The organism is Gordonia aichiensis NBRC 108223, assembly GCF_000332975.1.
Lineage (GTDB): Bacteria > Actinomycetota > Actinomycetes > Mycobacteriales > Mycobacteriaceae > Gordonia > Gordonia aichiensis.
Window position 1 is genome coordinate 250,620 of sequence record NZ_BANR01000005.1, and the last position, 25,816, is coordinate 276,435.

The 25,816-nt window shown below is 65.8% G+C and carries 22 protein-coding genes; 13 read left to right on the top strand and 9 right to left on the bottom strand.

Annotated elements, in window-relative coordinates; genetic code table 11:
• Positions 1-7 precede the first annotated feature (7 nt).
• The 3 genes from GOACH_RS08435 to GOACH_RS08445 all read left to right on the top strand — a co-directional run bounded on the left by GOACH_RS08435 (position 8) and on the right by GOACH_RS08445 (position 4,582).
• A complete protein-coding gene (locus tag GOACH_RS08435) occupies positions 8-1,471 on the top strand; it encodes a 3' terminal RNA ribose 2'-O-methyltransferase Hen1 (RefSeq protein ID WP_005173387.1) in 1,464 nt (487 codons plus the stop codon).
• Positions 1,468-4,038: a polynucleotide kinase-phosphatase gene (locus GOACH_RS08440; protein WP_005173389.1), complete on the top strand. Its 2,571-nt coding sequence runs from the start codon at positions 1,468-1,470 to the stop codon at positions 4,036-4,038. Before GOACH_RS08435 ends, GOACH_RS08440 begins: the two co-directional genes overlap by 4 nt.
• 100 nt (positions 4,039-4,138) lie before the next feature.
• Positions 4,139-4,582 (top strand): DnaJ family domain-containing protein, encoded by a 444-nt coding sequence (locus tag GOACH_RS08445; protein WP_040518050.1) that lies wholly within the window; start codon positions 4,139-4,141, stop codon positions 4,580-4,582.
• On the opposite strand, the gene GOACH_RS08450 is transcribed toward GOACH_RS08445, so the two are convergent.
• On the bottom strand, positions 4,563-5,729 hold the full coding sequence (locus tag GOACH_RS08450; RefSeq protein ID WP_005173395.1) for a lycopene cyclase family protein: 1,167 nt from the start codon (positions 5,727-5,729) through the stop codon (positions 4,563-4,565). The genes GOACH_RS08445 and GOACH_RS08450 overlap by 20 nt on opposite strands.
• A complete protein-coding gene (locus tag GOACH_RS08455; protein ID WP_005173398.1) occupies positions 5,726-6,550 on the bottom strand; it encodes an SDR family oxidoreductase in 825 nt (274 codons plus the stop codon). The genes GOACH_RS08450 and GOACH_RS08455 overlap by 4 nt, the downstream gene beginning before the upstream one ends.
• A gap of 86 nt (positions 6,551-6,636) precedes the next feature.
• Between GOACH_RS08455 and GOACH_RS08460 the strand changes: the two genes are divergently transcribed.
• Positions 6,637-8,265, top strand: coding sequence for an ABC-F family ATP-binding cassette domain-containing protein (locus GOACH_RS08460; protein WP_005173400.1), 1,629 nt, complete (start codon positions 6,637-6,639; stop codon positions 8,263-8,265).
• An 18-nt stretch (positions 8,266-8,283) separates the two neighbouring features.
• On the opposite strand, the gene GOACH_RS08465 is transcribed toward GOACH_RS08460, so the two are convergent.
• From GOACH_RS08465 to GOACH_RS08475, 3 genes are read right to left on the bottom strand one after another with little or no spacing between them, the layout of a single operon-like run.
• Positions 8,284-8,844: an MSCRAMM family protein gene (locus tag GOACH_RS08465; protein ID WP_157227593.1), complete on the bottom strand. Its 561-nt coding sequence runs from the start codon at positions 8,842-8,844 to the stop codon at positions 8,284-8,286.
• Complete coding sequence (locus GOACH_RS08470) at positions 8,841-9,437, bottom strand: class F sortase (RefSeq protein ID WP_005173406.1); 597 nt, start codon at positions 9,435-9,437, stop codon at positions 8,841-8,843. Before GOACH_RS08470 ends, GOACH_RS08465 begins: the two co-directional genes overlap by 4 nt.
• Positions 9,434-10,000: a prealbumin-like fold domain-containing protein gene (locus tag GOACH_RS08475; protein WP_005173408.1), complete on the bottom strand. Its 567-nt coding sequence runs from the start codon at positions 9,998-10,000 to the stop codon at positions 9,434-9,436. The genes GOACH_RS08470 and GOACH_RS08475 overlap by 4 nt, the downstream gene beginning before the upstream one ends.
• A gap of 25 nt (positions 10,001-10,025) precedes the next feature.
• Here GOACH_RS08475 and GOACH_RS23970 point away from each other — a divergent pair, with 25 nt between their 5' ends.
• The gene (locus tag GOACH_RS23970) at positions 10,026-10,373 is read left to right on the top strand and encodes a hypothetical protein (RefSeq protein ID WP_005173411.1); all 348 of its coding nucleotides are present in this window, start codon (positions 10,026-10,028) and stop codon (positions 10,371-10,373) included.
• A 157-nt stretch (positions 10,374-10,530) separates the two neighbouring features.
• Here GOACH_RS23970 and GOACH_RS24240 read toward each other — a convergent pair whose 3' ends face one another.
• The 4 genes from GOACH_RS24240 to acnA all read right to left on the bottom strand — a co-directional run bounded on the left by GOACH_RS24240 (position 10,531) and on the right by acnA (position 16,458).
• Positions 10,531-10,716 (bottom strand): hypothetical protein, encoded by a 186-nt coding sequence (locus GOACH_RS24240; protein ID WP_245551849.1) that lies wholly within the window; start codon positions 10,714-10,716, stop codon positions 10,531-10,533.
• 659 nt (positions 10,717-11,375) lie between these two features.
• A complete protein-coding gene (locus GOACH_RS08490; RefSeq protein WP_005173416.1) occupies positions 11,376-12,923 on the bottom strand; it encodes an acyl-CoA synthetase in 1,548 nt (515 codons plus the stop codon).
• Positions 12,924-13,031: 108 nt separating this feature from the next.
• Complete coding sequence (locus GOACH_RS08495; RefSeq protein ID WP_005173424.1) at positions 13,032-13,610, bottom strand: TetR/AcrR family transcriptional regulator; 579 nt, start codon at positions 13,608-13,610, stop codon at positions 13,032-13,034.
• A gap of 13 nt (positions 13,611-13,623) precedes the next feature.
• Positions 13,624-16,458, bottom strand: a complete 2,835-nt coding sequence (gene acnA, locus GOACH_RS08500; RefSeq protein ID WP_005173426.1) for an aconitate hydratase AcnA — start codon at positions 16,456-16,458, stop codon at positions 13,624-13,626.
• A gap of 520 nt (positions 16,459-16,978) precedes the next feature.
• Here acnA and GOACH_RS08505 point away from each other — a divergent pair.
• The 8 genes from GOACH_RS08505 (at position 16,979) to GOACH_RS08540 (ending at position 25,812) form a co-directional block, all read left to right on the top strand.
• Positions 16,979-17,575 (top strand): Rv1476 family membrane protein, encoded by a 597-nt coding sequence (locus GOACH_RS08505; protein ID WP_005173428.1) that lies wholly within the window; start codon positions 16,979-16,981, stop codon positions 17,573-17,575.
• 394 nt (positions 17,576-17,969) lie between these two features.
• Positions 17,970-19,526, top strand: a complete 1,557-nt coding sequence (locus GOACH_RS08510; protein WP_040518135.1) for an NlpC/P60 family protein — start codon at positions 17,970-17,972, stop codon at positions 19,524-19,526.
• 217 nt (positions 19,527-19,743) lie between these two features.
• A complete protein-coding gene (locus GOACH_RS08515) occupies positions 19,744-20,997 on the top strand; it encodes an AAA family ATPase (protein ID WP_005173435.1) in 1,254 nt (417 codons plus the stop codon).
• Positions 20,987-21,925 (top strand): DUF58 domain-containing protein, encoded by a 939-nt coding sequence (locus GOACH_RS08520; protein ID WP_005173438.1) that lies wholly within the window; start codon positions 20,987-20,989, stop codon positions 21,923-21,925. The genes GOACH_RS08515 and GOACH_RS08520 overlap by 11 nt, the downstream gene beginning before the upstream one ends.
• A gap of 8 nt (positions 21,926-21,933) precedes the next feature.
• Positions 21,934-22,911 (top strand): VWA domain-containing protein, encoded by a 978-nt coding sequence (locus GOACH_RS08525; protein WP_005173441.1) that lies wholly within the window; start codon positions 21,934-21,936, stop codon positions 22,909-22,911.
• A gap of 69 nt (positions 22,912-22,980) precedes the next feature.
• Complete coding sequence (fabG1, locus tag GOACH_RS08530; protein ID WP_005173448.1) at positions 22,981-23,718, top strand: 3-oxoacyl-ACP reductase FabG1; 738 nt, start codon at positions 22,981-22,983, stop codon at positions 23,716-23,718.
• A gap of 97 nt (positions 23,719-23,815) precedes the next feature.
• Positions 23,816-24,652, top strand: a complete 837-nt coding sequence (gene inhA / locus GOACH_RS08535) for an NADH-dependent enoyl-ACP reductase InhA (RefSeq protein ID WP_005173450.1) — start codon at positions 23,816-23,818, stop codon at positions 24,650-24,652.
• Entirely contained in the window at positions 24,649-25,812 is a 1,164-nt protein-coding gene (locus GOACH_RS08540; protein ID WP_005173452.1) for a ferrochelatase, read from the top strand. The genes inhA and GOACH_RS08540 overlap by 4 nt, the downstream gene beginning before the upstream one ends.
• The last annotated feature ends 4 nt before the right edge of the window (positions 25,813-25,816 follow it).

A 25,816-nucleotide genomic window follows, 5' to 3' on the forward strand; every position in this document is an offset into this window, starting at 1 on the left:
TGCAAGAGTGCTCATTGCTCTCGAGGTCGTCCGCACCGAAGCCGACGACGCCCAGCTGAATTCACCTGCAACCGATCTGGGCTACCTGCTGCACAAGCATCCTGACCGGGTTCAGAGCTTCGCCACCACGCAGGGCGAGGCGACGGTGTTCTATCCCGTCGCCGATGCCGACAAGTGCCGAGCGGTCCTCCGTGTCGACGGCACTGATGCGCGAGTGGACTCGCACACCGACATCGACCGTCATGTGAACACGATCCCTTACGCGGCGTCGACGCGACTTGTGGTTGCGCTCGGAAAAGTCTTCGGAGACGCACTCGCGGGGCGGTGCACGGCCCGTCCGGAACTCGTCGACCACGTGTGGGACGTCTCTGTACTGATTCCGTCGGTCCCTGTCCGGGGCACACTGACCCCCGCTGACGTGTTCGAGCCACTCGGTTGGTCGGTGACAGCGCGCGCCGAACCGTTGACGCCGACGGAGTGGGGCGACTCCGACTTCGTCACACTGACGCTCTCGGGCAGGTTCACGGTGCGGGACAGCTTGCGGCACATCGCGATCGCGCTCCCGGCACTCGCGGGTGACAAGCACTACTTCGTCGACGACGACGACATCGACAAGTTGCTCCGCCACGGAGAAGGGTGGCTGGAGACGCATCCGCGCCGCGATTCCATCGTGCGTGGATATCTCAAAAACCTGGGCGCCCTGGCGAGAGATGCTCTCACCCGACTCGACCCGGCCTCAACCTGTGACGAGGAATCGGCAGATAAGGATCTCCACGACAAGGATCTCCACGACAGGGACTTCCGCGTCGGGGATCTTCAGGGCGGGGATTTCGGCGACGACATGGCAGCTGATCGGCGGATGGCCGTCGGTCGACGCCCACTGGCCGCTGAACGGATCGAGGCGGTGGCCGGGATGGTCCGAGCGCTCGGTGCGCGCTCGGTGCTCGACGTCGGTTGCGGTGAGGGTCGCCTACTCGGCGCGCTGTCAGCCGACGGTGTTTTCGCCCGCCTCGCGGGAGTGGACGTCTCCACCGATGAACTGGGTTCTGCGACAAAACGTCTCGAGCGCCGACGCGGAATCGAGCTGTGGCAGTCATCGCTGTTGTACACCGACGCGCGCTGTCGTGGATTCGACGTCGTTGTGCTGATGGAAGTGATCGAACACATCGACCGTGGCAGGTTGCCGGTCGCCGTCGACTCCGTATTCGAGACGATGCAGCCCGGCGCTGTCATCGTCACCACGCCCAACTCCGAATACAACCCTGTCTATGGGATCACCGATGGCTTCCGCCATCCCGACCACCGGTTCGAGTTCACCCGCGACGAGTTCGAATCATGGTGCCGTGGCGTGGCTGCCGACCATTCCTACACGGTGACGACCTCGGGCATCGGGCAGGTCTCCGATGATGTCGGTACCCCTACTCAGTGCGCGGTATTTCGCCGGATCGACTCCGAAGGAGGTGTGCGATGACCGTCATCGAGCTGCCGCAGCTGTGCTTGGTCGCCCTTGTCGGCGTCTCGGGCGCGGGCAAGACGACCTTTGCGCAGAAGCACTTCGCGGAGACCGAAGTGCTGTCGTCGGATGTATTCCGAGGGTTGGTTGCCGACGACCCGACTGACCAGTCGGCGACCGCTGATGCCTTCGGGGCACTGCTCGACGTCGCCGATCGCCGACTTCGCCGGGGTCTGCTGACCGTCGTCGACGCGACATCGGTGCGGCCGGAGGACAGGGGAGTACTGCTCGACCTCGCAAGGGAACGTGACGTGTTCGCCGTCGCCATCGTGCTCGACCTCGAGTTGGCGGAGCTCCAGCGACGCGCTGAGGTCCGTCCCGACGTCCCCTCCGGTGTGATCGCTCGCCAGCACAGGCTATTGCGGCAGTACGGAAAGAGCCTGCGCAAGGAGGGGTTTCGATTTGTTCATACCCTGGTGGGCAGTGACGACGTCGAATCGGCCTCTGTCGTCAGAACCCGACTCTTCAACGACCGCACCGACGAGCACGGCCCGTTCGATATCATCGGAGACGTCCACGGATGCGCGTCGGAGCTGATCACTCTGCTCGGTGAGCTCGGCTGGACGGTCCGATTCTCGGCGTCCGGTGACATCGTCGGCGTCGACGATCACCCGGACGGACGCCGCGTGATCTTTGTCGGCGACCTCGTCGACCGCGGGCCGCGAACGCCCGACGTGTTGCGGATCGCGATGTCGATGACAGCCGCGGGACAGGCGTTGTGCGTCCGCGGCAACCACGAGGAGAAACTGCTCCGCGCTCTTGCCCCGCGCGGTTCCCGGTCGTCGACGACCACACCAGCGGCCCGGCACGGTCTTGCCGAATCACTCGAACAGCTCGGAACGCAGCCACCCGAGTTCCGTACCGCGGTCGCCGATTTCATCGACGGCCTCGTATCGCACTACGTTCTCGACGACGGACGGCTGGTGATTGCGCATGCCGGGCTGGCTCAGCGCTATCACGGACGAACCTCGGGCAGGGTGCGAACGCTGGCCATGTACGGCGAGACGACCGGTGAGACCGACCGATGGGGGTACCCGGTGCGCGTCGATTGGGCGCGCGACTACCGCGGACAGGCGCGGGTCGTCTACGGCCACACACCGGTGACCGAAGCCGAGTGGGTCAACAACACGCTGTGCCTCGACACCGGATGCGTGTTCGGCGGTCGTCTGACCGCGCTGCGATACCCCGAGAACACCGTCGTGGGTGTGGATGCGGCCGAGACGTACTGGCCCTCGGAGCGGCCGATGGGTTATGGCGCCTCTGCGGCAGACGAGCGGGTTCGCTCGCGACTGCGACTCGATGACGTCATCGACGGCGACAAGCGGGTGATCTCCACCCGCTTCGGCCCTTCGGTCACCATTCGCGGTGATCGCGCCGCGACCGCCCTCGAGGTGCTGACCCGGTTCGCGGCCGATCCCCGCTGGCTGCGGTATCTGCCGCCGACGATGAGTCCGGTCGGTGCGGTAGCCTCTGACCTCCTCGAGGATCCGGCGGCGGCGTTCGCCCACTATGCCCACTCGGGGGTCGACACGGTGCTCTGCGAGCAGAAGCACATGGGTTCGCGGGCCGTCGTCGTCGTGACTCGTGACGACGACACCGCACGCAGGTGTTTCGGCATCGACGGTCTCGGCGCGCTCTACACCAGAACCGGCCGGATGTTCTTCGACGACGAGACCACCGCCGCGTTGTTGCGACGTGCGCGCAGCGCGACCGCGAGGGTGTTCGACGCGCTCGGGTGTGCGTGGGTGATCCTGGACGCCGAGTTGCTGCCGTGGAACATCAAGGGCCAGCAGCTGATCCGCGACCACTACGCGAACCTCGCCGCTGCGGCGACGGCCGAGCTCGACGCGTACGCCGCAGAACTCGACGCCGCCGCCCACAGAGGTCTGGATCTCGGTACTCGTAGGGATGCGGTGCGCACCGAGCGCATGGACGTCGACGCCTTCAGCGCCGCGTACCTCCGGTACGTGAGGCCGGGCGCGGGTATTGCCGATGTGCGGATAGCGCCCTTCGAACTGCTCGCAGCGGGCGGCGGCGAGTCGGACTCGCAGACGTTCGAGCACGAGTCGCACCTGTGGCATCTCGACATCGCTGACACGTTGGTCGACGCGGACCCGACGTTGTTCGCATCGACGCAGCGCAGGCTCGTCTCGACGACAGACACTGCGTCGTGTCGTGCCGGTGCGCGATGGTGGAGCGAGATCACTGCGAACGGCGCCGAGGGCATGGTGGTCAAGCCGCTCGAAAACATGATGCGCGACAACAAGAACCGACTCGTACTCCCAGGAGTCAAGGTGCGTGGCGAGGAGTATCTGCGCATCATCTACGGGCCCGGCTACCGCAACGATCTCGACCGCCTCCGATCGCGCGACCTACGCCATAAGCGCTCCATGGCGCTGCGCGAGTACCAACTCGGTCGCGAAGGACTCGTACGGCACGTCGAATCTGCACCGCTGTGGCGGATCCACGAGTGTGTGTTCGGCGTCCTGGCGTTGGAGTCTGAGCCGGTGGATGCGCGTTTGTAACCGGCGGCGCCTCGATGAACTCGACGTCTTGCACAGCGGGCGAGGTCAGCGGCCTCGGAGAACACTGCGACACCGGGAACGCCTGTGGCAACCTGGATACATGGACGAGCCAGAGGGACGGTTTCGTCGTGTCCGTCGATGGAAGCCGCCCACATACGAGACCCGCGTCGAGAAGATGATCCGCGAGGCCACCGAGCGGGGTGAGTTCGACGACCTGCCGGGCATGGGCAAGCCGCTCGACCTCTCCGACGCCGACGATCCGGATTGGTGGGTCAAACGCAAGATCCGTGACGAGGGGCTCGATTCCACGGCACTGCTGCCCGCCTCTCTGCAGCTACGCAAGGAGGCACAGGGATTCCCCGCCTCCCTGGTCGATGTCGCCGACGAAGCCGCGGTGCGTGACATACTCGCCGACTTCAACCGTCGGGTTCGGGAGGCTCATCTGACCACGCGGGCGGGTCTGCCGTCGGTCGTCACCGCGCACACCGTCGATATCGACCGGCTGATCGATCAGTGGCGCGCTCTCAGGCAGGGCCGGCGGTGACCTGCTCGGCTGCGACGTCGACCCATCCATGCCCGGCCACCGCGCCCCGACCGACCTTCAGTCGCGTCCGCATACCGACCTTGCTGATCACGCGACCCATCGCCTCCAACGTTCCGGCGAGGTCGTCGCGCCCGCTGAGGTAGCTGCGTTGGGCGCTGATCGGCATGGTGAAGAATGCCTCGAAGAAGTCGAGGGTCTCGTCGACTGAGAGCCCGAGCAGCGCCGACAGTCCGCGTAGCCGCAGGTCGTGGACCAATCGAGCCGACGTCGGCCACAGTGCCGCGACGGGATCGGCGCCCTCGGCGATCGCAGCAGCGACGAGATCTGCGCATGCCAACGAGGCGGCCACGCTGTAGCCCGTCGTCGGATTCTTCAGCCCGCCCGCCGCCCCGAACCGGAAGACGGGGTCCTTCCACGGAGTCGTCGACGCGCCGACAAGGGGAAAGTTCACCGACTCGGTGCGAAGCACCGACGGATAATGGTCGCCCAGTCTCACCAGGAGCCGGTGGTGGAGCTCTGCGAGTGGTAGCGCGGGATGTCCGGCCAGGCACGTCTCCTCGAGCAGCACTGTGCCGTCGCCGAGGGGTACGGCATAGAGGAACGACGGAAGTGGCGAGCCCGCTGCGCCGAGTTGTCGAGGGCCCGTCCACTCCATGAGCAACGCGCCCGCACCGTCGAGAATCGGCTCCGCGTCCCGGGCGTCGACGACGATCCCGAACGCTGTCTGATAGGGCGCATCGTGTGGCAGAGCGCCGCGGCAGTCGATGATCTGCTCGGCATGCAGCACCGAGCCATCGGCGCAGACCACCTGCCGTGGCGACACCGATGTCGCGGTCGACGTCACCAGCGCCACCCCGCCGAGATCCAATTCGGCTGCGAGCGCTGCATTGTCGAGCACCGTGTAGCCGCGAGCGATCTCGCGACGGGTTCGTGCGCTGACCGCGACGGTGTCCATCTGCGACGCGAATGCGTTGTCGCTCAGCCAGTTCGGCAACTCGTCTGTCCACGCGGCATACGTGGCCCGCCAGGTTCGGTCGGGATGCGGATCGACCAGGGTGGTGCTCACGCCACGCTCACGCAGACGGTGCGCAAGCCCCCGTCCCGCGGGGCCGCCACCGACAACGACCGCAGTGCGCGACGGACTCACATCGATCCGGTGGCAAGCAGCCCGCCGTCGACCTGCAGGGTCTGGCCAGTGATCCAGGATGCGTTCTCGCCGACGAGGAATGCCGCGGCCTGCGCGATGTCCTCCGTGCTGCCGAGACGCCCCAGGGGATAGCCCGCAACGGCGCGGGCTTCGTTGTCACCGGCGATGAGCGCGTCGGCGAACTTCGTCTTCACGATGGCCGGTGCGATGGCGTTGACGCGGATGTGCTTTGGGCCGAGCTCCCACGCCAGCTCGGCGGTGAGACGGATCAGTGCCGCCTTCGACGCCCCGTAGGCCGCGATCACACCCGTCGACCGTAGGCCCGCGACCGAGGCGATATTGAGGACTGCACCGCCCGACTCGGACATGCCTGCACGGAATGCCTCCTGCACGAACCCCAGCGCGGCGACCACGTTGGTATCGAAGATCTTGCGCACCGCGTCGAGATCGGCGTCGACAAGCGGACCGTAGGTTGGGTTGATACCGGTGTTGTTGACGAGGATGTCGATCCCGCCGCCGAGCCGGACTGCGGCCGCCACCGCGTCGGCGCGGTGCGCGGCGTCGCCGGTGTTTCCGGGGCAGACGTCGACCTTTGCCCCGTCGACCTTTGCCCCGTCAACCGCGGCACGAATCGACCCGGCGGCCTCACTCAGCGGGTCGGGCTTGCGGCCGGTGATGACCACACTGGCGCCCCGGCGGGCGAGCTCGGTGGCGATGGCCAGCCCGATGCCGCGACTCGCGCCCGTGACGAGGGCGGATCGGCCGACGAGATCCGAGGACGGGAGCGGGGCAGCGGCGGTGTCAGCTGTGCGATCAGTCACCTTGCCACCGTATCGACCGACGTGGGCGCCGCGTGGGCGAGCGGGGTGGAAAAACCAGAGGTGGACGCACAGTAGACTGGTTTGTCGTGATCACCGCGACCGACCTGGAAGTTCGAGCGGGCGCTCGGACCCTGCTGTCGGCGCCCGGCTCCGCCCTGCGTATCCAGCCCGGCGACCGCATCGGACTCGTCGGACGTAACGGCGCAGGAAAGACCACCTCGTTGCGCATCCTCGCCGGCGAGACGGAGCCGTATGCGGGGACCGTGACCCGGACAGGTGCGCTCGGTTATCTGCCGCAGGACCCCAAAGAGGGCGATCTCGATGTCGTCGCACGCGACCGCGTGCTGTCGGCGCGCGGCCTCGACGAGATCATGCACCAGATGGAGAAGCAGCAGGCCCTCATGGCCGAGGCCGCCGACGACACTGTCCGCGACAAGGCCGTCGCCAAGTACGGCCGACTTGAAGAGCGGTTCTCCGACCTCGGCGGCTACGTCGCCGAATCCGAGGCGGCCCGCATCTGCAACAGCCTCGGTCTGCCCGACCGTGTTCTGGGTCAACCACTGCGCACGTTGTCCGGCGGACAGCGTCGTCGAATCGAACTCGCGCGCATCCTTTTCGCGGCTTCCGACGGCTCGGGCAAATCCGATACGACGCTGCTTCTCGACGAACCGACCAACCACCTCGACGCCGACTCGATCACCTGGCTCCGCGGATTCCTGCAAAACCACGAAGGCGGACTCGTCGTGATCAGCCACGACGTCGATCTCCTCGCCGACGTCGTCAACAAGGTGTGGTTCCTCGACGCGGTGCGCGGGGAGGCCGACATCTACAACATGGGGTGGAAGCGCTACCTCGACGCCCGCGCAACCGACGAACAGCGCCGCAAACGTGAGCGCGCCAACGCCGAGAAGAAGGCGTCGGCGCTTCGCGCACAGGCCGCCAAACTCGGCGCGAAGGCCACGAAAGCGACTGCGGCACAGCAGATGCTCAAGCGTGCCGACCGGATGATCGATTCGCTCGACGCCGAGCGGGTGGCCGACAAGACCGCGCGTATCAAGTTCCCGGAGCCGGCGGCGTGCGGCAAGACCCCGCTCATGGCCTCGGGGTTGAGCAAGTCCTACGGCTCGTTGGAGATCTTCGCGGGGGTCGACCTCGCCATCGACAAGGGCAGCCGCGTGGTGGTGCTGGGCCTCAACGGAGCGGGAAAGACGACGCTGTTGAAGGTTCTCGCGGGAGTCGAGGCGCCCGACACCGGAACGCTCGAACCGGGTTACGGACTCAAGATCGGGTACTTCGCCCAGGAGCACGACACGCTCGACGACATGGCGACCGTGTGGGAGAACATCAGGCACGCCGCGCCCGACGCAGGCGAGCAGGATCTGCGTGGACTCCTCGGAGCATTCATGTTCACCGGCCCGCAGCTCGATCAGCCCGCGGGAACACTGTCGGGCGGTGAGAAGACCAGGTTGTCGCTGGCAGGACTCGTCTCGTCGGCCGCCAACGTGCTGCTCCTCGACGAGCCGACCAACAACCTCGACCCGGTATCCCGCGAGCAGGTCCTCGATGCCCTGCGTAGTTACACCGGAGCCGTGGTCCTCGTGACCCACGACCCCGGTGCAGTTGCCGCGCTGGATCCTCAGCGGGTGATCCTGTTACCCGACGGCACCGAGGATCACTGGAGCGAGGAGTACCAAGAACTCATCGAACTCGCCTGATCTGTGAGGGTGCAGGGTTCAGGCTCGAGTCGACGAACCCGCCTCGATGCCCGACAACCTCATGCGCGTGGCCACATTCCGATTTCTGACGTGCCCGATCGGTACGCTCAAAACCTCGTAATGGTCAGTGGCGTCCGACTCGACGTGGACAGTCCCATCGACCCCCGTGTCGAGATATCCGCTCGGCGCGGCGACCTGACGTGCGCGGTAGCAGCCCGCGGGCAGCGTGCGGAGCACCACACCGGTGGCGTCGGTGACGGCCGACCCACGCGATTGCCCCGGGCACGTCGTGAACACGAAACGAGCACCCGCAAGCGGATGACCGTCGATCCGGTCACGAACCCTGATCAGGAGTATTCCCGATCCGTCGTCGAACCCGTTGTCGCGAGAGAACTTTCCGCCGACGGATCGATCGGTGTCGTCGCCGCGTGCGGTGCGACCCGTGTAATCGTCGCGACCGGTGACAGTGAACGTGGCAGAGCCGCTCGGGGCACCGACGGCCGCCGGTGCCCCGACGAACCCCGCGACGGTCACCGACGCCGCCGCCACGAGAGTCGCCGCGGCGCGCACGCGTCTCATGCCCGCGTCGCCCACGCGATGATGTTGTCGGCGTAGCCCAGTGGCGGTCCGACGAATGGCCCTCCGCATGTGACGAGGGCAAGGGTTTCGGGCCCATCGAGGCGATTGAGCTCGTCGGCCGGAAACGCCTTCTCCTTGTCTGAGCTCTGTACGTTGCGCACCCGGTAGTGAATCGTGTCGCCGCCTACGGTCGTGACTGCCACATCGCTGCCCGGCGCGAGCGAACCGAAACGCGCGGCGAAGCCCTGTCCCTGGGCGGCGTCGTCGACGTGTCCGGTCACGACGATCGTGCCTTTACTCGACCCGGGCAACGCCGAGTCGACCCACCAGCCGAGGCGATGGACATCCTGGGGCGGCAGCAGCGCTCCCGTCGTGTCCGTCGCAACCGGATCGGTGACCGCTGAGTCTCCATTGACCACAATGTGTTTCGGAGCAGAAGGGTCGTCCGTGCGAGCGGCGACGGGCGAGGGTAGATCCACTTGCGCCGACGACGTGGCCGGAGGCGACTCCGCCTCGCGGGTTGAGCACCCGACAAGAAGAGAGAATCCCAGTGCCAGCAGGCAGACAAGAGTGCGAACTCGCGAGGTGGTCATGGCCGATCCACCGGCCCCGAGGGAATCGACGACAGCGGGGTGCGGCCCGCGGGGTCTCGATCGCTGACGTGATCGACACGAGTGTTGAAGATCGTCACCGTGGAGACCTTGTCGGTGGACACGTCGACTGTGTACGAACGTCCTTCTACCACATAGCCCTTCGGCGCATCAGTCTCCCTGACGCGATAGCAGCCCGGTGATACTTCTCGATTCGCCACACCGCCCTCGCCGGTCGTCGCAGAACCCAGCACCTGACCCGCGCACGTCGACACGACGAAGCGCGCGCCGGGGAGCTTCGCGCCGGTCACCCGGTCGGCCTTGACCAGTTGCAGAGTCCCGGTCCTGCCTCCGCCGTCGTCGACACGGGCGAACGAGATCTGAATGTGGTTGCCCAGCAACCCCACGTTGACGTTGCCGCTCCCGGAGATGAGCTTCAAGCCATCCGGCCACGCGAGAGTCTCATATCGGTAGGTACCGACATTGAGTGTGAGGTCGGCAGGCGCGGTCGCGAGGGTCACCGCTCCGGTCTGGGTGTTGGTGAGCCGGACACGCACGTTGTCCACCGGCGTGATGCCGCCATCATAGGGAATGAACGATGCGACATACAGATGTGCGCTTCCCGACTCCGGTGGAGTCGTCGGTGAACTCGGTGTCACTGACGTCGGTGCCTGCACGGGCGTCGACGAACTGGGTGACGACGGATTCGGAGCCGATGGCACCGTGGGTGACGGAGCGGTTGACGGCGATGTGGTGGTCGTTGTCGGCACCGACGTCGTCGGAGTGTCCACAGACGACGGCGACTGGGACGACATCGGCAGCGGCGGTGTGTCGGCCGCACCGACGGCCGGTGCCGCGACGGCACCGGCCAGGACCCCGGCCAGGACCCCGGCCGCGAGCGCGGTGATCAGTCGGCGTCTGGGTCGAAAACTGTTGTAGCGGTGCGTGATGTGCTTGGACATTGTCACTGAGCCTTTCATGGGGTGGACGGGCCCCGACACCCGGAATGTCGACTACATCGGTGGTTGCGTTATCGCAGTGACGCGGTGCGAGCCATAAATCATTCGCATGCCGTACGCGCAGCAGGCCACGGCGGTCACGGCCGGTCGACGGGTCCCGACGGGATCGAATCCAGTGGAGTGCGGGCGCCGGGATCGCGACCGGGGACCACTCCGGTTGACCCCTCGTCGACTGCGAGACGGATGAGATAGGTGGCGCTCTGTCCTCGCCGCACCGTCACGCTGTCCTTCGCGGGACTGACCAGTCGCAATCCCTTCGGCACGCTGACGACCGTGAAACTCAGCCCGCCGTGAGAGGTCTGCAGAGTCGCCGGTGTAGTGACCGTGTAGGAGCCAGGCCAGGTGACCCGCACCGTGACCCCGTTCACGGTGTCGTGCGCGCCTTCGAGAACCGCGTTCAGGTGCACCGTGCTGGCCGGGAGCGAGCCCTCAGGTGGTGTTGTCGTCGACGTTGGTGGTGTCGTGGACGTTGGTGGTGTCGTGGTGGGTGGTGTTGTGGTGGCCGGAGGCGTGGTCGTCGGTGGTGTCGTGGTCGGCGGTGTTGTGGTGCCCGGAGGTGTGGTTGTTGCCGGGGGAGTCGTCGCCGGCGTTGTCGAGGCGGGAGGGGAACCTGCGGGGACGGAAGGGTCGTCTGCATGTGCGGGTACGGTGCCGACTACCGCCGCAGCCATGGTGAGAACGAAGGCTCCCAGCAGGACCGCTGCGCGTAATATGCCGCGGTGCAGGCGAACTCGCGAGCAGACGAGACGTGAGGTGTGGTGCCGTCCGTGACGACGTGACTCGGTGGTGCGCATGGCGCGCTCTCGATCTCCCCGACCCGATTCGGATCACTGTGTGACCCCCGATACTGTCTCTGTCCGATTCGGGGAGAAGATCGTTAACAGGAGCGAAGAACCGTTATCAGCGCGTTATCGACGGTCATTCAGACGGTCGACGGCCAGTACGCCTTGCGCAGTTGGCCTTTCACCAGCTTTCCCGTTGGCGTACGCGGTAGTTCGTCGACGAAGTCGACGGTGCGGGGCGATTTGTACGCGGCAAGGGACTCGTGCACGAAGTCGAGCAACTCGGCGGCGAGTTCGTCGGACGGCGTGTAGTCGGGGGCGAGTTGTACGCACGCCTTCGCCACCTCGCCGAGATCGTCGTCGGGGACGCCTATCACCGCGACGTCGTAGACGGCCGGATGGTTGATCATGACGTTCTCCGCTTCTTGCGGGTAGATGTTCACGCCCCCGGAGATGATCATGAACGCCTTGCGATCGGTGAGGTAGAGAAAACCCTCGTCGTCGACGTAGCCCATGTCGCCGGTGGTGGCCCAGGTGGGGTGATCAGGGTGATACGCGGATGCGGTCTTCTCGGGATCGTTGTGGTATTCGAACGCAGGGGTGTCGCGTTCGAAGTAGACCAACCCGACGTCGCCGGTTGGTACCTCGGCGCCCGCCTCGTCGCAGATCCTGATGACTCCCATACCGGCTCGTCCGACGGAGCCCGGATGTGTCAGCGCGTCCTCGGAACCGATGAACGTGGCGCCTGCGGCCTCGGTCGACGCGTAGTACTCGTAGATCACCGGACCCCACCACTCGATCATCGCGCGCTTCACCTCGGCGGGGCACGGCGCGGCAGCGTGGATGGCCACCTTCAGGCTCGAGACGTCGTAGCCGGTGCGGACATCCTCGGGCAACTTCAGCATGCGGATGAACATCGTCGGCACCCACTGGCTGTGTGTGACGCGGTACTCCTCGATCAGCTGCAACGCGTCGATCGGGTCGAAGTGGTCCATGAAGACGACGGTGCCGCCCGTCGAATTCGTTACGCCGCAAAAGCGTAGTGGCGCAGCGTGATACAGCGGAGCAGGGGAGAGGTAGACGCTGTCGGAGTCGAATCCGTACATCGGACCGAAGATCGCGGTGTAGGCGTCGGGAACCTCTGCGACGTTCCCCACCGGGGGTGGTGTGCGAATTCCCTTGGGGCGTCCCGTGGTTCCCGACGAATACAACATGTCGGTGCCACGGGGCTCGTCCGTGCGGGGCGTATCCGGCGCAGCGGCGAGGATGGCGTCGTAGTCGTCGAAACCGTCGATCGAACCGCCCCAGGCGATCCGGTGTCCCGGTACGGCGAGAGCTGGGATCTGCCCGGTCTGCGACACCGCATCGGACACCGTAGCGTCGGCGAACACGACCTGTGCCGCGCTGTCGGTGAGGATGTAGTCGGTCTCGTCAGCGGTCAGATGATGATTGACCGCCGTGACGTAGAGTCCGCTGCGTAGCGCGGCCCAGTAGACCTCGAACATGTGCAGGTCGTTGCGGGACACCATGGCGATCGTGTCACCGGGACGCAAACCCAGTGCCTCGAGGTGGTTGGCGAGACGCGCGGAATTGTCGTCGAGTTCCCGGTAGGTGAGGCTCAGTCCGCGAGCCGCATCGATGATCGCAGGCTTGTCGGGGGTGGTGGCGGCGATGACACCTGGGAACACGGGAACTCCTCTGATCGAACAGCATGTACGGCTCGAACAGAATCCTATACCGAGCGATCGCTCGGAGTGTGCGGAATCACATTGGGTAGATCGTCGACGAGGACCGGTCTAGGTCTCCACGCTGCTCGGTGCCCGCACGGATGCCTCGACGAGGTCCAGGACGGCGTGCAGATCGTCCGTCGGGCGGCCCGAGGCCAGTCTGGTAATCAGGCCGTCGAGTACCAGGTCAAGATAGGCGAGAAGGACATCGGTGGGAACGTCGTCGCGCAGGCGGCCGGTCTCGCGGCCGCGTTCGAGGCGATCGAGGGTGGCCTTCTCCAACTCTGCCGACCGTTCCAACCACGCCGACCGGAACGTAGGGTCCGTTCGCAGCTTGCGCGCGATCTCCAGCCGCGTACCCAGCCAGTCGAAATCCTGTGGGCGGGCCAGCATGTCGCGCATGACCTGGACGAGACCCTGTTCCGCGGCGACGTCGGCCATGCGCTCGGCGTCTTCGCGTGCGAGCGCGAGAAAGAGGGCTTCCTTGTCGCGGAAATGGTGAAAGATGGCGCCACGAGACAGTCCTGTGGACTCCTCGATGCGTTTGACCGTCGCTCCGTCGTAGCCGTACTCGGCGAAGCAATGCCGCGCGCCGTCGAGAATCTCCCGACGACGCGCGGCAAGGCGGTCATCACTGACCTTGGGCACTGAACTCGCCCTGTCAGCTCTTGATCATGTTGCGGAGCACGTACTGCAGGATGCCGCCGTTGCGGTAGTAGTCGGCCTCACCGGGTGTGTCGATGCGCACCTTGGCGTCGAACTCGATCTTCGAGCCGTCCTCCTTGGTGGCGGTGACGTGAACCGTCTTCGGCGTGGTGCCGTTGTTCAGTTCTTCGACGCCGGTGATGTCGAATGTCTCGGTTCCGTCGAGGCCCAGCGACTTGTGCGACTCGCCGTCAGGGAACTGCAGCGGGATCACACCCATACCGATGAGGTTCGAGCGGTGGATACGCTCGAAGCTCTCGGTGATGACGGCCTTGACGCCCAGCAGGCTGGTGCCCTTGGCGGCCCAGTCACGCGAGCTACCGGTGCCGTACTCCTTGCCGCCGAGCACGACCAGCGGGGTGCCCTGCTTCGCGTAGTTCTGCGCGGCGTCGTAGATGAACGACTGCGGAGCACCGTCCTGCGTGAAGTCGCGGGTGTAACCACCCGTCACATCCACGAGCTGGTTGGCGAGACGGATGTTGCCGAAGGTCGACCGGATCATCACCTCGTGGTTGCCGCGACGTGCACCCAGCGAGTTGTAGTCCTTGCGGGCCACACCATGTGCGTCGAGATACTGCGCGGCAGGGGTGCCGGGCTTGATCGTCGACGCGGGGGAGATGTGGTCGGTCGTGACCGAGTCGCCGAGCTTCGCGAGTACACGAGCACCCTTGATGTCGGAAACCGGGTCCGCCTCGAGCTTCATACCCTCGAAGTACGGAGGCTTGCGCACGTAGGTCGACTCGTCGTCCCAGTCGAAGGTCTTGCCCTCGGGAGTGGGCAGGCTCCGCCACCGTTCGTCACCCTTGAACACGTCGGCGTAGTCCGCCGCGTACTGCTCGGGGCTGATCGAGCTGGCGATGGTCTGCGCGATCTCCTCGTTCGACGGCCAGATGTCCTTCAGGAAGACATCGTTACCGTCCTGGTCCTGGCCGAGCGGGTCGTTCTCGAAGTCGAAGTCCATCGTGCCCGCGAGTGCGTAGGCGATGACCAGCGGCGGCGACGCGAGGTAGTTCATCTTCACGTCCGGGTTGATACGACCCTCGAAGTTGCGGTTACCGGAGAGCACCGCGGTGGCCGTCAGGTCGTTGTCGTTGATCGCCTTCGAGATCTCCTCGGGCAGCGGCCCCGAGTTACCGATGCAGGTGGTGCAGCCGTAGCCGACAAGGAAGAAGCCCAGCTTCTCCAGGTACGGCCACAGGCCCGCCTTGTCGTAATATCCGGTGACGACCTGCGAACCCGGAGCCATTGACGTCTTGACCCACGGCTTGGAGGTCAGACCCTTCTCCACCGCCTTCTTCGCGAGCAGGCCCGCGCCGAGCATGACCGACGGGTTCGAGGTGTTGGTGCAGCTCGTGATCGATGCGATGGTGACGATGCCGTGATCGAGGATCATGTCGCCGCGCTCGGGCGAGGTGATCTTGACAGGCTTCGACGGTCGTCCCTCTGCGCCCTTGCTGGCATTGTGGGCGGGCTCGTAATCGTCGTCGGCGAAGGACAGCTTCGCACCGTTCGGGTCGAGTGCTGGCGCGTCCGACGCCGGGAAGCTCTCGGCGTTCGACTCGTCGACGCCGTTGTAGCTCGGGGTGTTGCCCTCTTCGACGTAGTTGTGGATGTCCTTGCGGAACGCGTTCTTGGCGTCCCACAGCTCGATGCGGTCCTGCGGACGCTTCGGGCCTGCGATCGAGGGAACGACCGTCGACAGATCGAGTTCCATGTACTCGGAGTACGCGGGCTCCTCGGCGTCCTTCTCCAGCCACATGCCCTGTTCCTTGGCGTACGCCTCGACGAGGTCGAGGGTCTCCTGGGGGCGGCCCGTGAGCTTGAGATAGCTGATGGTCTCACTGTCGATCGGGAAGATCGCACAGGTCGAGCCGAACTCCGGACTCATGTTGCCGATGGTGGCGCGGTTGGCCAGCGGAACCTCGGCGACACCGTTGCCGTAGAACTCGACGAACTTGCCGACGACGCCGTGCTTGCGCAGCATGTCGGTGATGGTCAGCACGACGTCGGTTGCGGTGACACCGGGCTTGGTCGCACCTGTCAGCTTGAAGCCGACGACGCGGGGGATGAGCATCGACACAGGCTGTCCGAGCATCGCGGCCTCGGCCTCGATACCGCCGACGCCCCAGCCGAGCACGCCGAGACCGTTCTGCATTGTTGTATGCGAGTCGGTGCCGATGCAGGTGTCGGGGTAGGCGACGTCGGTGCCCTCGGCGTTCGGTCGGACCATGACCGAGCGTGCGAGGTGCTCGATGTTGACCTGGTGGACGATTCCGGTGCCCGGCGGCACGACGCGGAAGTCGTCGAATGCACCCTGGCCCCAGCGAAGGAACTTGTAACGCTCTTCGTTGCGCTGATACTCGATCTCGACGTTGCGCTCGAAGGCCTGCGCGTTGCCGAACGCCTCGATGATGACGGAGTGGTCGATGACCATCTCTGCGGGCGCAAGCGGGTTGACCTTGTCGGGATCGCCGCCGAGTTCCTTGACGGCGTCGCGCATGGTGGTCAGGTCGACCACGCAGGGCACGCCGGTGAAGTCCTGCATGATGACGCGTGCGGGGGTGAACTGGATCTCGATGCTCGGTTCGGCCGAGGGATCCCAGTTGGCGATCGCGGTGATGTGGTCCTTCGTGACGTTCGCGCCGTCCTCGGTGCGAAGCAGGTTCTCGGCGAGGACCTTGAGTGCGTAGGGGAGCTTCTCGGTTCCCTCAACAGCACTCAGCCGGTAGATCTCATACGACTTGTCGCCCACCTCGAGGGTGCCTTGGGCGCCAAAGGAATTGATACTCACGACTTGTTCCACTCTCCTCGTGCCGACGGGCTGCGTCGGCGTCGTTCGACGTCTCGCGTGTGCGCACGTGAGACTGCTTGGCTGGCTCGTCGACGAACGCCGCTCGTCGACTCCGACCGTTTCCCGACGGGCTGCGTCGGGTGTTCGAGTGCTGTCGGTGGCGCCGGTGGGTGGTACCGATGCCTCCCTGGCCTCGCGGGCGGCCACGGGGCCGCCGTGGTCACCACCTCATATTAACAGTACGGCTGTACTGTTAACAACACGCGACGCGCCCCGATACCGCCTGCCTCCAGCATCCTCCATTCTGTCGCATGACACGAGATGGGGTTCACCCGGTCGTGCGGGCGTCGGCGACATTTCACGGCAGCGAAACCTTCTCCGGCGACACACGGGGGTGGGTCCCCGTCGATGACAGGCCATTGGGCAGGATTGGCGGGGCAGCGCGTACGGCCGGAATGCACAGTGAGAAAGAACGCACCGTGTGAGACAGAACGCACAGTGAGAAAGATGGGTACAGCCGATGAGTCCAGGTCCACAGGGCTACCCCGCGATCATTCCCACGAACGTCGACATGACGGCGTTGCGTCAAGAACTCCTTGCCGACCACGTCGCCGCACCCGCTGACCAGGAACCGGCGCTACGCGCGTTGGTGGCCCGTGCCAAGTCCGACGGCCACGACCTCAACGTGGTCGTGCTGACCGAGGCGCAGCCGAACTTCACCTACTACCGCGACATCGCCACGCAACTCCACTCCGAGGTGGGCGGGACCGTGCTCGTGATCGGACCGAACTCCGTCGGCAGTTCGTCGACCGACTTCAGCCGCGTCGTGCAGGAGCAGGCGATGGACGACCTCACGCTGCAGAACCCGTCCGTTGCGGCCACGCAGATGTACGACGAGATGACCTCACCCCAGATCGACTGGACGCTCGTGACCGTGCTGCTCATCGTTGTCACGATCATCGGCGCGGTACTCGCGCGGGTGCGCACCGTCCGGGCGCGTCGGCGCTCCGACGACGCCGCGCGGTCGGTCGTCGAGGCGTCGGATCCGGGCACAGAGTCGAGCAGTACGCCGGGCTTGTCCGCCGACTCGTCGTCGGCCGGTTCGTCCGCTCGCTGAGACGGCGGCTCACCAACCGATCAGCCCATGATCACCGGCAGTTCTGCGCGCTGTTGACCGTCATCGCGCCAGGTGGGTGAGATCTCACCGGCGCTCGGCGCTCTGTTGCCAATTCGATACCTGGCGAGTCAGGCCACCCTTTGGGCTGTTCACGGCATTTTCGCAGGTAATCACCTGTATGTAATTCGTTGCAGCGGTTTTCTCGTGTGTCCGATGTGACGTACGGTTCTCATGTCACTTGTGTTGCTATTGGTATCGAATGCACCACATGTGGTAGTTGGTGCACGTTGGTTGGTCGGGGAAGACGTGCACCCTGTTCGGAGATGGAGATGCGTGCGACTCGAGGTGCTGCGACTCGAGGCACGGCATCGCCGGCGAGGGCGAGGAGTTTCACGTGAGGCGAGTGACCACCGGTGTGGCCCGTGGTGCCCCGAGGAGGGGTACGCCGCGGACCGCGCGTCTAGGGGCCGTGCTTGCGGTCGCGATGCTCAGCGGACTGGGCACGGGGCAGGCGATGGCTGCGCCGGGTGCCGCGCCGAAGAAGCCGACGAGTGCGGTGTCGACGCTGATCAATCAGATCGCGTCCACGAATCAGAACATCAAGGATCTCGACGGTGCGGTGGCCGTCCGCCAGGAGAACGCCAACCGCTCGCTTGCCGACTACCAGAATTCGGTCGCGGCACAACAACTGGCCACGCAAGCCGCCGCCGGAGCCGAGAATTCACTCAGTAAGGCCACCCGTGCCGCCAAAGATGCACAGAAGTCCTTTGACGCTTTGATTCGCGACGTCTACCGGAACGGCAGTACGACGAGTTCGATGACCAAGTACGTGTCCTCGGACAATCCCGACCGAGTGCTCGACCGGATGTCGGCGCTCGACCGCCTCGCTCGCAGCCAGCAGGACACGATCCGTCGCCTCCAGGTGGCGCGCAACCAGCAGGCCAACCGGGTCTCGGCGCTCCAGGCACTCAAACGTCAGGCGGCACTGGCCACGTCTGGCGCAGAACAGCGCAAGAACGATGCACTGGCCGCGGTACGCGAAGCGCAATCGGCGATCACCCAGGAGCGGCAGCGTCGCAACTCGCTTGTGGCGCAGCGTGACTCGATCCAGCAGAAACTCGATCGGTTGCGCGGTACGGTCACCACTCCCAAGAAGGTCGACGCCCCGGCGCCGGCCGACCTGTTGTCGGGACTCTTCCCCGGTCTGCCCGGCATCCCCGGCCCGCGGCCGAGCGCTCCCGGCGCGACACAGGTGGACGCGACGAGCGACAACCAGGCATTGCAGGTTGCCGCGGAGGCTGCTGCGCGCCTCGCAGGAGACCTCGGCCAGAAGGCGCTCGCAGCACTGGTCGGCCAGGCGCAGATCCCGCATTCGGAACTCCTGGACGAACTCGGACTCGGAGGTGCGTCGCTCGGTTCGTCCGGTGCGGACAGCATCGCGGGCCGGCTCGGTTCGGGCAGCCTTGGGACGCTCTTCGGTAGCTCGTCGGGGGGCGGCGGTGGCGGCCCGGTCCGACCCGGTCTGCGCGGTCCGCAGGCAGTCGAGATCGTGGTCAACCGCGCGCTCTCACAGCTCAATGTCCCCTATGCGTGGGGCGGTGGCGATGCCAACGGCCCCACGCAGGGAATCCGTGACGGCGGTGTTGCCGACCGCTACGGCGACTACAACAAGATCGGCTACGACTGTTCCGGCCTGATGATGTACGCATTCGCGGGCGTGGGCATACAGCTGCCGCACTACACGGGTTATCAGTACACCTCGGGTCCGCAGGTGCCGCTGGCGCAGATGCAGCGCGGCGACATGATCTTCTACGGGCCGAACGCGAGCGAACACGTGGCGCTCTATCTCGGTGACAACAAGATGGTCGAGGCCCCGCAGTCGGGCGATGTGGTGAAGGTGTCGCCCCTGCGGACGGCCGGTGCGATGCCCAACGTGGTGCGGCTTCTGTAGAGGCTCTGTGGCCGGCGCGCCCGGCACCGAACGATGGTCCGCCGGAATCGTGCCACGCCATCCGAACGACCTTCTTGGCACGTTTTCAGGCCGCACGGCTAGGCTGGCACCCAATCATGTCGGCATACGTTTTCTCGTAGGCAAGCCGCTGCCGGTGTGACTGGACTGCGTAAGTCCGGCCGAGTGCCGGAAACCGGACGAACTTTAGGAGTACGGGTTGACCTCTTCGCATCCGAATGCTGAGAAGACGCAGGAGGCGTCGAACTCAGGCGGGGGAGCGGTGACGCTCAGCGACGACGACGTGAAGCTCGTGGAACGCGCGATCTATGAGGTCAAGCGTGTCATCGTCGGCCAGGATCAGCTCGTCGAACGCATTCTCGTCGGACTTCTCGCCCGCGGTCACATTCTCCTCGAGGGTGTTCCAGGCGTTGCCAAGACCCTGGCGGTCGAGACCTTCGCCAAGGTCATCGGGGGTACCTTCTCCCGCGTCCAGTTCACTCCCGACCTCGTGCCCACCGACCTGTTGGGAACGCGGATCTACCGTCAGGGTCGCGAAGAGTTCGACACCGAACTCGGCCCCGTCGTCGCCAACTTCCTGCTCGCCGATGAGATCAACCGCGCTCCGGCGAAAGTCCAGTCGGCCCTTCTGGAAGTGATGGCCGAACGGCACGTGTCGATCGGTGGCACCACCTACCCGATGCCCGATCCGTTTCTGGTGATGGCGACACAGAACCCCATCGAGAACGAGGGCGTCTACCCGCTCCCGGAAGCACAGCGAGACCGCTTCCTGTTCAAGATCCTCGTCGACTATCCGTCGGTCGAGGAGGAGCGCGAGATCGTCTACCGGATGGGTAACGTTCCGCCCAGCGCGGCACAGATCCTCGATCCGGAGACGACGATCCGGCTCCAGAAAACCGCTGCCAACGTGTTCGTACACCACGCTCTGGTCGACTACGTGGTACGTGTCATCAACGCGACGCGACGCCCGGCGGAACTCGGCTTGCACGACGTCGACTCCTGGCTGTCGTACGGTGCATCACCGCGCGCAACGCTCGGCATCGTCGCCGCGGCCCGCGCGCTCGCACTCGTCCGTGGCCGCGACTACGTGATCCCGGCCGACATCGTCGAACTCATCCCCGACGTGCTACGCCATCGCCTCGTGCTCAGCTACGACGCGCTGGCCGACGAGGTCACTGCCGACCAGATCATCACTCGCATTCTGCAGACGATCGGCTTGCCGCAGGTCGGAACACAGCCCGCACCGCAGGGGCCGCCTGTTCAGCCGATGGCTGGCCAGCCCGGGGCTGTCGCCCAAACCCCGGGGCCCCAGACTCCTGGAACTCAGGCCCAGGCGTCGGGCGGTGGCGGCGCCCCCGGTCACCACCCGGCGCAGGCACAGCCGGTGAACGGCGTGCAGGGTCAGTATCCGGCGGGTCCGGCCAACCAGACGTCAGCGCGGTATGGCGGCTAACAACACACTGCCATCGCTCGACTCGGGGCTCCTCGACGAACCGCAGCTCTCCGCAGCGCTGAAGTCGCTCGAGCTGACGGTGCGTCGCAAGCTCGACGGCGTGCTGCAGGGCGAACATCAGGGCCTGATCCCCGGGCCGGGTTCCGAACCGGGAGAGGCACGACCGTACCAGCCCGGCGATGACATCCGCCGCATGGAATGGTCGGTAACGGCGCGCACCACCGAGCCCCATGTGCGTCAGATGATCGCCGATCGCGAACTCGAGACATGGCTCGTCGTCGACGCGTCCGCGAGCCTCGACTTCGGGACGGTAGAGCACACGAAACGTGAACTGGCCGTGGCTGCATCGTCGGCCATCGTTCATCTGACCTCGGGTGGGGGCAACAGGCACGGGGCTGTGGTGTGTACCGGCGACACGATCGTGAGGGTGCCCGCTCATGCCGGCCGCGCCCACGACCTGAGTCTGCTGAAGACGATCGCCACCACCCGACGCAGCGAACCTGGCGTGCGAGGCGACCTCAAGGCGGGACTCGAAGCGTTGCGCCGACCACAGCGGCGACGCGGCATGGCCGTCGTGATCAGCGACTTTCTCGGACCGATCGACTGGGAGCGGTCGTTGCGCGCGATCGGAGCTCATCACGAGCTGCTGGCCATCGAGGTCCTCGACCCGCGGGATCTGGAGCTGCCGCCCATTGGCGATGTCACTCTTGCCGACGCCGAGTCGGGCGAGATCCGTCAGGTGACGATCACCGACACGTTGCGTCGCGATTTCGCCGACGCGGCACGCGCCCACCAGCAGAAGGTCCACCGCACCATCCGTAGCTGTGGAGGACCGGTGTTGTCGCTGCGTACCGATCGCGACTGGATCAACGACATGGTCAAGTTCGTGGGGCGTCGTCGCCGCGGACTCGCCGCCGGGGTGGGGTGAGGACGGCAGTGTTCTCGCATCCCTGGTGGCTGCTCGCGCTCGTTCTCGTGGTCGCCCTCGGCGCAGGCTATTGGTACATGCTGCGCATGCGGCGCCAACGTGCCCTGCAATTCGCCAACACGGAGATGTTGGACCGGATCGTGCCGGCCGAGCCTCGGTGGAAGCGCTGGCTACGGCACGCGCCGATGGTTGCTCTCCTGCTGGCGCTGGTGCTCCTCGTGGTCGCGGTCGCCGGGCCGCAGGCCAACCGGAAGATCCCGCGGAACAAGGCGACGGTGATCCTGGTGATGGACGTGTCGCGGTCGATGAACGCGACCGACGTCGCCCCGTCGCGCATCAAGGCGGCGCAATCAGCGGCGAAGAAGTTCGCAGACGACCTCACCGATGGCATCAACCTCGGTCTGATCTCCTTCGCGGGCACGGCGTCGACCCTCGTCACGCCCACCCCGAATCACGACGCCACCAAGCAGGCGGTCGACAAGCTGCAGCTTGCCGACAAAACCGCGACCGGCGAGGGCATCTTCGCCGCGCTGCAGCAGATCCAGACGCTCAATGCCGTGCTCGGCGGGGACGAGGGAGCCCCACCCGCGCGCATCGTGCTGCTCTCCGACGGCAAGGAGACGGTGCCCGACGACCCGGACGACCCCCGCGGCGCTTTCACCGCAGCGCGTAAGGCGAAAGAGGAGAAGGTGCCCGTCTCCACGATCTCGTTCGGAACCGCGACCGGCACCGTTGATCTCGAGGGCGACCAGGTCCCGGTACCGGTCGACGACGACTCGCTGCGGAAGATCGCCAATCTCAGCGGTGGCAGATTCTTCACGGCGTCGAGCCTCGACGAGCTGAACAAGGTCTACAGCACCCTGCAGGAGGAGATCGGTTACGAGTATCGCAAGGGCGACGACTCGTGGCCCTGGCTGCTCGCGGGCACGATCTTCGTCATCCTCGCCGCGGGCGGTGCCATGCTCATCAACCAGCGATTACCCTGATCGTCCGGAGCATCACCTCATCGACCCTGCCGACCTCACACGCATTCGCAACGGATAGGTTTGTAACCCATGTCGCAGAGCAATGAATCTCCCAGTCGTGTCTCGCGTTCGGTTCTCGTGACCGGAGGCAATCGCGGCATCGGACTCGCCGTGGCCCGTCGACTCGCCGCCGATGGCCACAACGTTGCCGTCACCCACCGCGGCTCCGGCGCCCCGGAGGGCCTGTTCGGTGTCACGTGCGACGTCACCGACACCGCATCCGTCGATGCCGCGTTCAAGGAGGTCGCCGAGCACCAGGGGCCGGTCGAGGTCGTGGTCTCCAACGCCGGCATCACCGCAGACACCCTGCTAATGCGCATGAGCGTCGACAGCTTCGAGGACGTCGTCGACGCCAACCTGACGGGCGCGTTCCGCGTGACCAAGGCGGCGACCCGCGACATGCTGCGCAAGCGGTGGGGGCGGTTCATCTACCTCGGATCGGTCGTGGCACTCATGGGCACTCCCGGACAGGCGAACTACGCGGCGTCGAAGGCGGGTCTCGTGGGCCTCGCACGCTCGGTGACCCGTGAACTCGGCGGCCGCAACATCACGGCCAACGTCGTCGCTCCCGGCCTCATCGACACCGACATGACGCGGTCGCTGCCCGAGGAGTACACCAAGACGGCCGTCGACCAGGCGATTCCCGCCAAGCGCATGGGACAGCCAGAAGAGGTGGCCGCCGTGGTCAGCTTCCTCGCCTCCGACGACTCGGCCTACGTCACCGGCAACGTGATCAACGTCGACGGTGGTCTCGGGATGGGCCACTAGGCCCGCTTGGTCCCTGATCCCGACGTCGGGCCCCGACGTTCCCATCACCCGTCAGCCGACCAGAAACCACGCATACCCGCAGAGGAGCCCCAGCACAGTGAGCGGAATCCTGGACGGAAAGACCGTCCTCATCACCGGCATCATCACCGACGCGTCCATCGCTTTCAGCACGGCCAGCGTTGCACAGGAGCAGGGTGCCAAGGTGATCATCACCGGTATCCCCGAGCGCCTTCGGCTGATCGACCGCATCGCCAAGCGCCTTCCGAAGGAAGTGCCTCCTGCGATTCCGCTCGACGTCACCGATGAGGAGAGCCTCGGTACACTCGCCGACAAGGTCCGCGAACTCGCTCCCGAGGGCGTCGACGGCGTGGTGCATTCGATCGCATTCGCCCCGAAGACCCTGATGGGGCCCGACGCCGTGCCCTTCCTCGACGGTCCAGGTCCTGACGTCGCGAAGTCATTCGAGATCTCCGCGTGGAGCTATGCCTCGCTGGCCCGCGCCGCGCTGCCCGTGATGAACGAGGGCGGCTCGATCGTCGGCATGGACTTCGATCCCCGTACCGCGCTGCCGGACTACAACTGGATGGGCGTGTCGAAGGCCGCACTGGAGTCGGTGAACCGCTATGTCGCCCGCGAGGTCGGCTACGCGAAGAAGATCCGATCCAATCTGGTTGCTGCTGGCCCGATCAAAACCCTTGCAGCGAAGGCGATCTCGGGGACTGCAACCGACGACGCCAAGAAACTCAACATGCTCAACACCTACTGGGACGGTGCGTCGCCCATCGGATGGGACGTCAACGATCCGACGGTAGTGGGCAAGAGCGTGTGCACTCTGCTGAGCGATTGGCTGCCGGGCACGACCGGCTCGATCGTCTACGTCGACGGTGGGGCGAGCCACAACACCTGGTTCCCGGAGAATTTCCTCAGCGAGTGACCTCCCAGGAATCGACCACGCGTAACAGCGCGGCGTTCGACGCCGTGCTGTTCCTCTCGTTCGGCGGACCCAACGGGCCCGACGAGGTGATGCCGTTTCTCGAGAATGTGACCCGCGGTCGCGGCATACCGCGCGAACGCCTCGAGGCGGTTGCCGAGCACTACCACCACTTCGGTGGGGTGTCGCCGATCAACCGGCTCAACCTGGACATGATCGACTCGTTACGCGCCGAGCTCGCACGGCGGGGTCGCGACCTGCCGGTCTACTTCGGCAACCGCAACTGGGAGCCGATGGTCGAAGACACCGTCGAGCAGATGTACGCCGACGGCCACCGGCGCGTCCTCGTGTTCCCGACGTCGGCGTGGGGCGGTTACTCCGGGTGCCGCCAGTATCACGAGGACATCGGCCGCGCCCTCGCTGCACTACACGAGCAAATACCCGGCGTCGCCGACGATCCGCTGCTGCTACGCAAACTCCCGCAGTACTGGGCCGAGCCTGCGTTCGTCGAGGCAGGCAGGGATGCCGTCAGGCGTGCTGTGGCGGCGCTGCCACCATCGGAGGTGCCCGCGCACCTCGTCTTCACCGCGCACTCGGTGCCGATGTCGGCCGACGCGGCGTCGGGTCCTGTTGACGCGACAGACGACTACACGGGCAACGGAATCGCCGCCGGCGGAGGGCATCTCTACTCGCGTCAGGTCCGTGCCGCGTCGGACGCGGTCGTCGAGGCGCTCAGCGACGGCGGACTCGACGACGATCTCGACCACAAGGGCAGCGCTACGGTGGTCGATCAGGTCTGGCAGTCGAGATCGGGTCCGCCGCAGATCCCGTGGCTCGAACCCGACATCTGCGATCACCTGCAATCGCTGTCGGCCGAGGGCGTGCGTCGGGTCGTGGTGAGTCCCATCGGATTCATCTCCGATCACCTCGAAGTGGTGTGGGACCTCGACAACGAAGCCGCTGAACAGGCCGGCGAACTCGGAATGGACTACGAGCGCGCCGGCACCGTCGGCACCGATCCGCGTTTCATCAGCATGATCGCCGATCTCATCGACCGCTACGCCGACGGCGGGGGCGACCTCCGCGCACTCGGTTGCGCCGACAACGGCGCGACGTGCCGCCCGAACTGTTGCATCCCGGCACGTCGTCCCCAGCGGCAGTGACGGC

What these genes read in the sequence shown, in the direction of transcription:
- GOACH_RS08440 (WP_005173389.1), top strand. Translation starts at nt 1,468, where the DNA reads ATGACCGTCATCGAGCTGCCGCAGCTGTGCTTGGTCGCCCTTGTCGGC.
- GOACH_RS08445 (WP_040518050.1), top strand. Translation starts at nt 4,139, where the DNA reads ATGGACGAGCCAGAGGGACGGTTTCGTCGTGTCCGTCGATGGAAGCCG.
- GOACH_RS08465 (WP_157227593.1), bottom strand. Translation starts at nt 8,844, where the DNA reads ATGAGACGCGTGCGCGCCGCGGCGACTCTCGTGGCGGCGGCGTCGGTG.
- GOACH_RS08470 (WP_005173406.1), bottom strand. Translation starts at nt 9,437, where the DNA reads ATGACCACCTCGCGAGTTCGCACTCTTGTCTGCCTGCTGGCACTGGGA.
- GOACH_RS23970 (WP_005173411.1), top strand. Translation starts at nt 10,026, where the DNA reads ATGAACGATGCGACATACAGATGTGCGCTTCCCGACTCCGGTGGAGTC.
- GOACH_RS08505 (WP_005173428.1), top strand. Translation starts at nt 16,979, where the DNA reads ATGAGTCCAGGTCCACAGGGCTACCCCGCGATCATTCCCACGAACGTC.
- GOACH_RS08520 (WP_005173438.1), top strand. Translation starts at nt 20,987, where the DNA reads ATGGCGGCTAACAACACACTGCCATCGCTCGACTCGGGGCTCCTCGAC.
- fabG1 (WP_005173448.1), top strand. Translation starts at nt 22,981, where the DNA reads ATGTCGCAGAGCAATGAATCTCCCAGTCGTGTCTCGCGTTCGGTTCTC.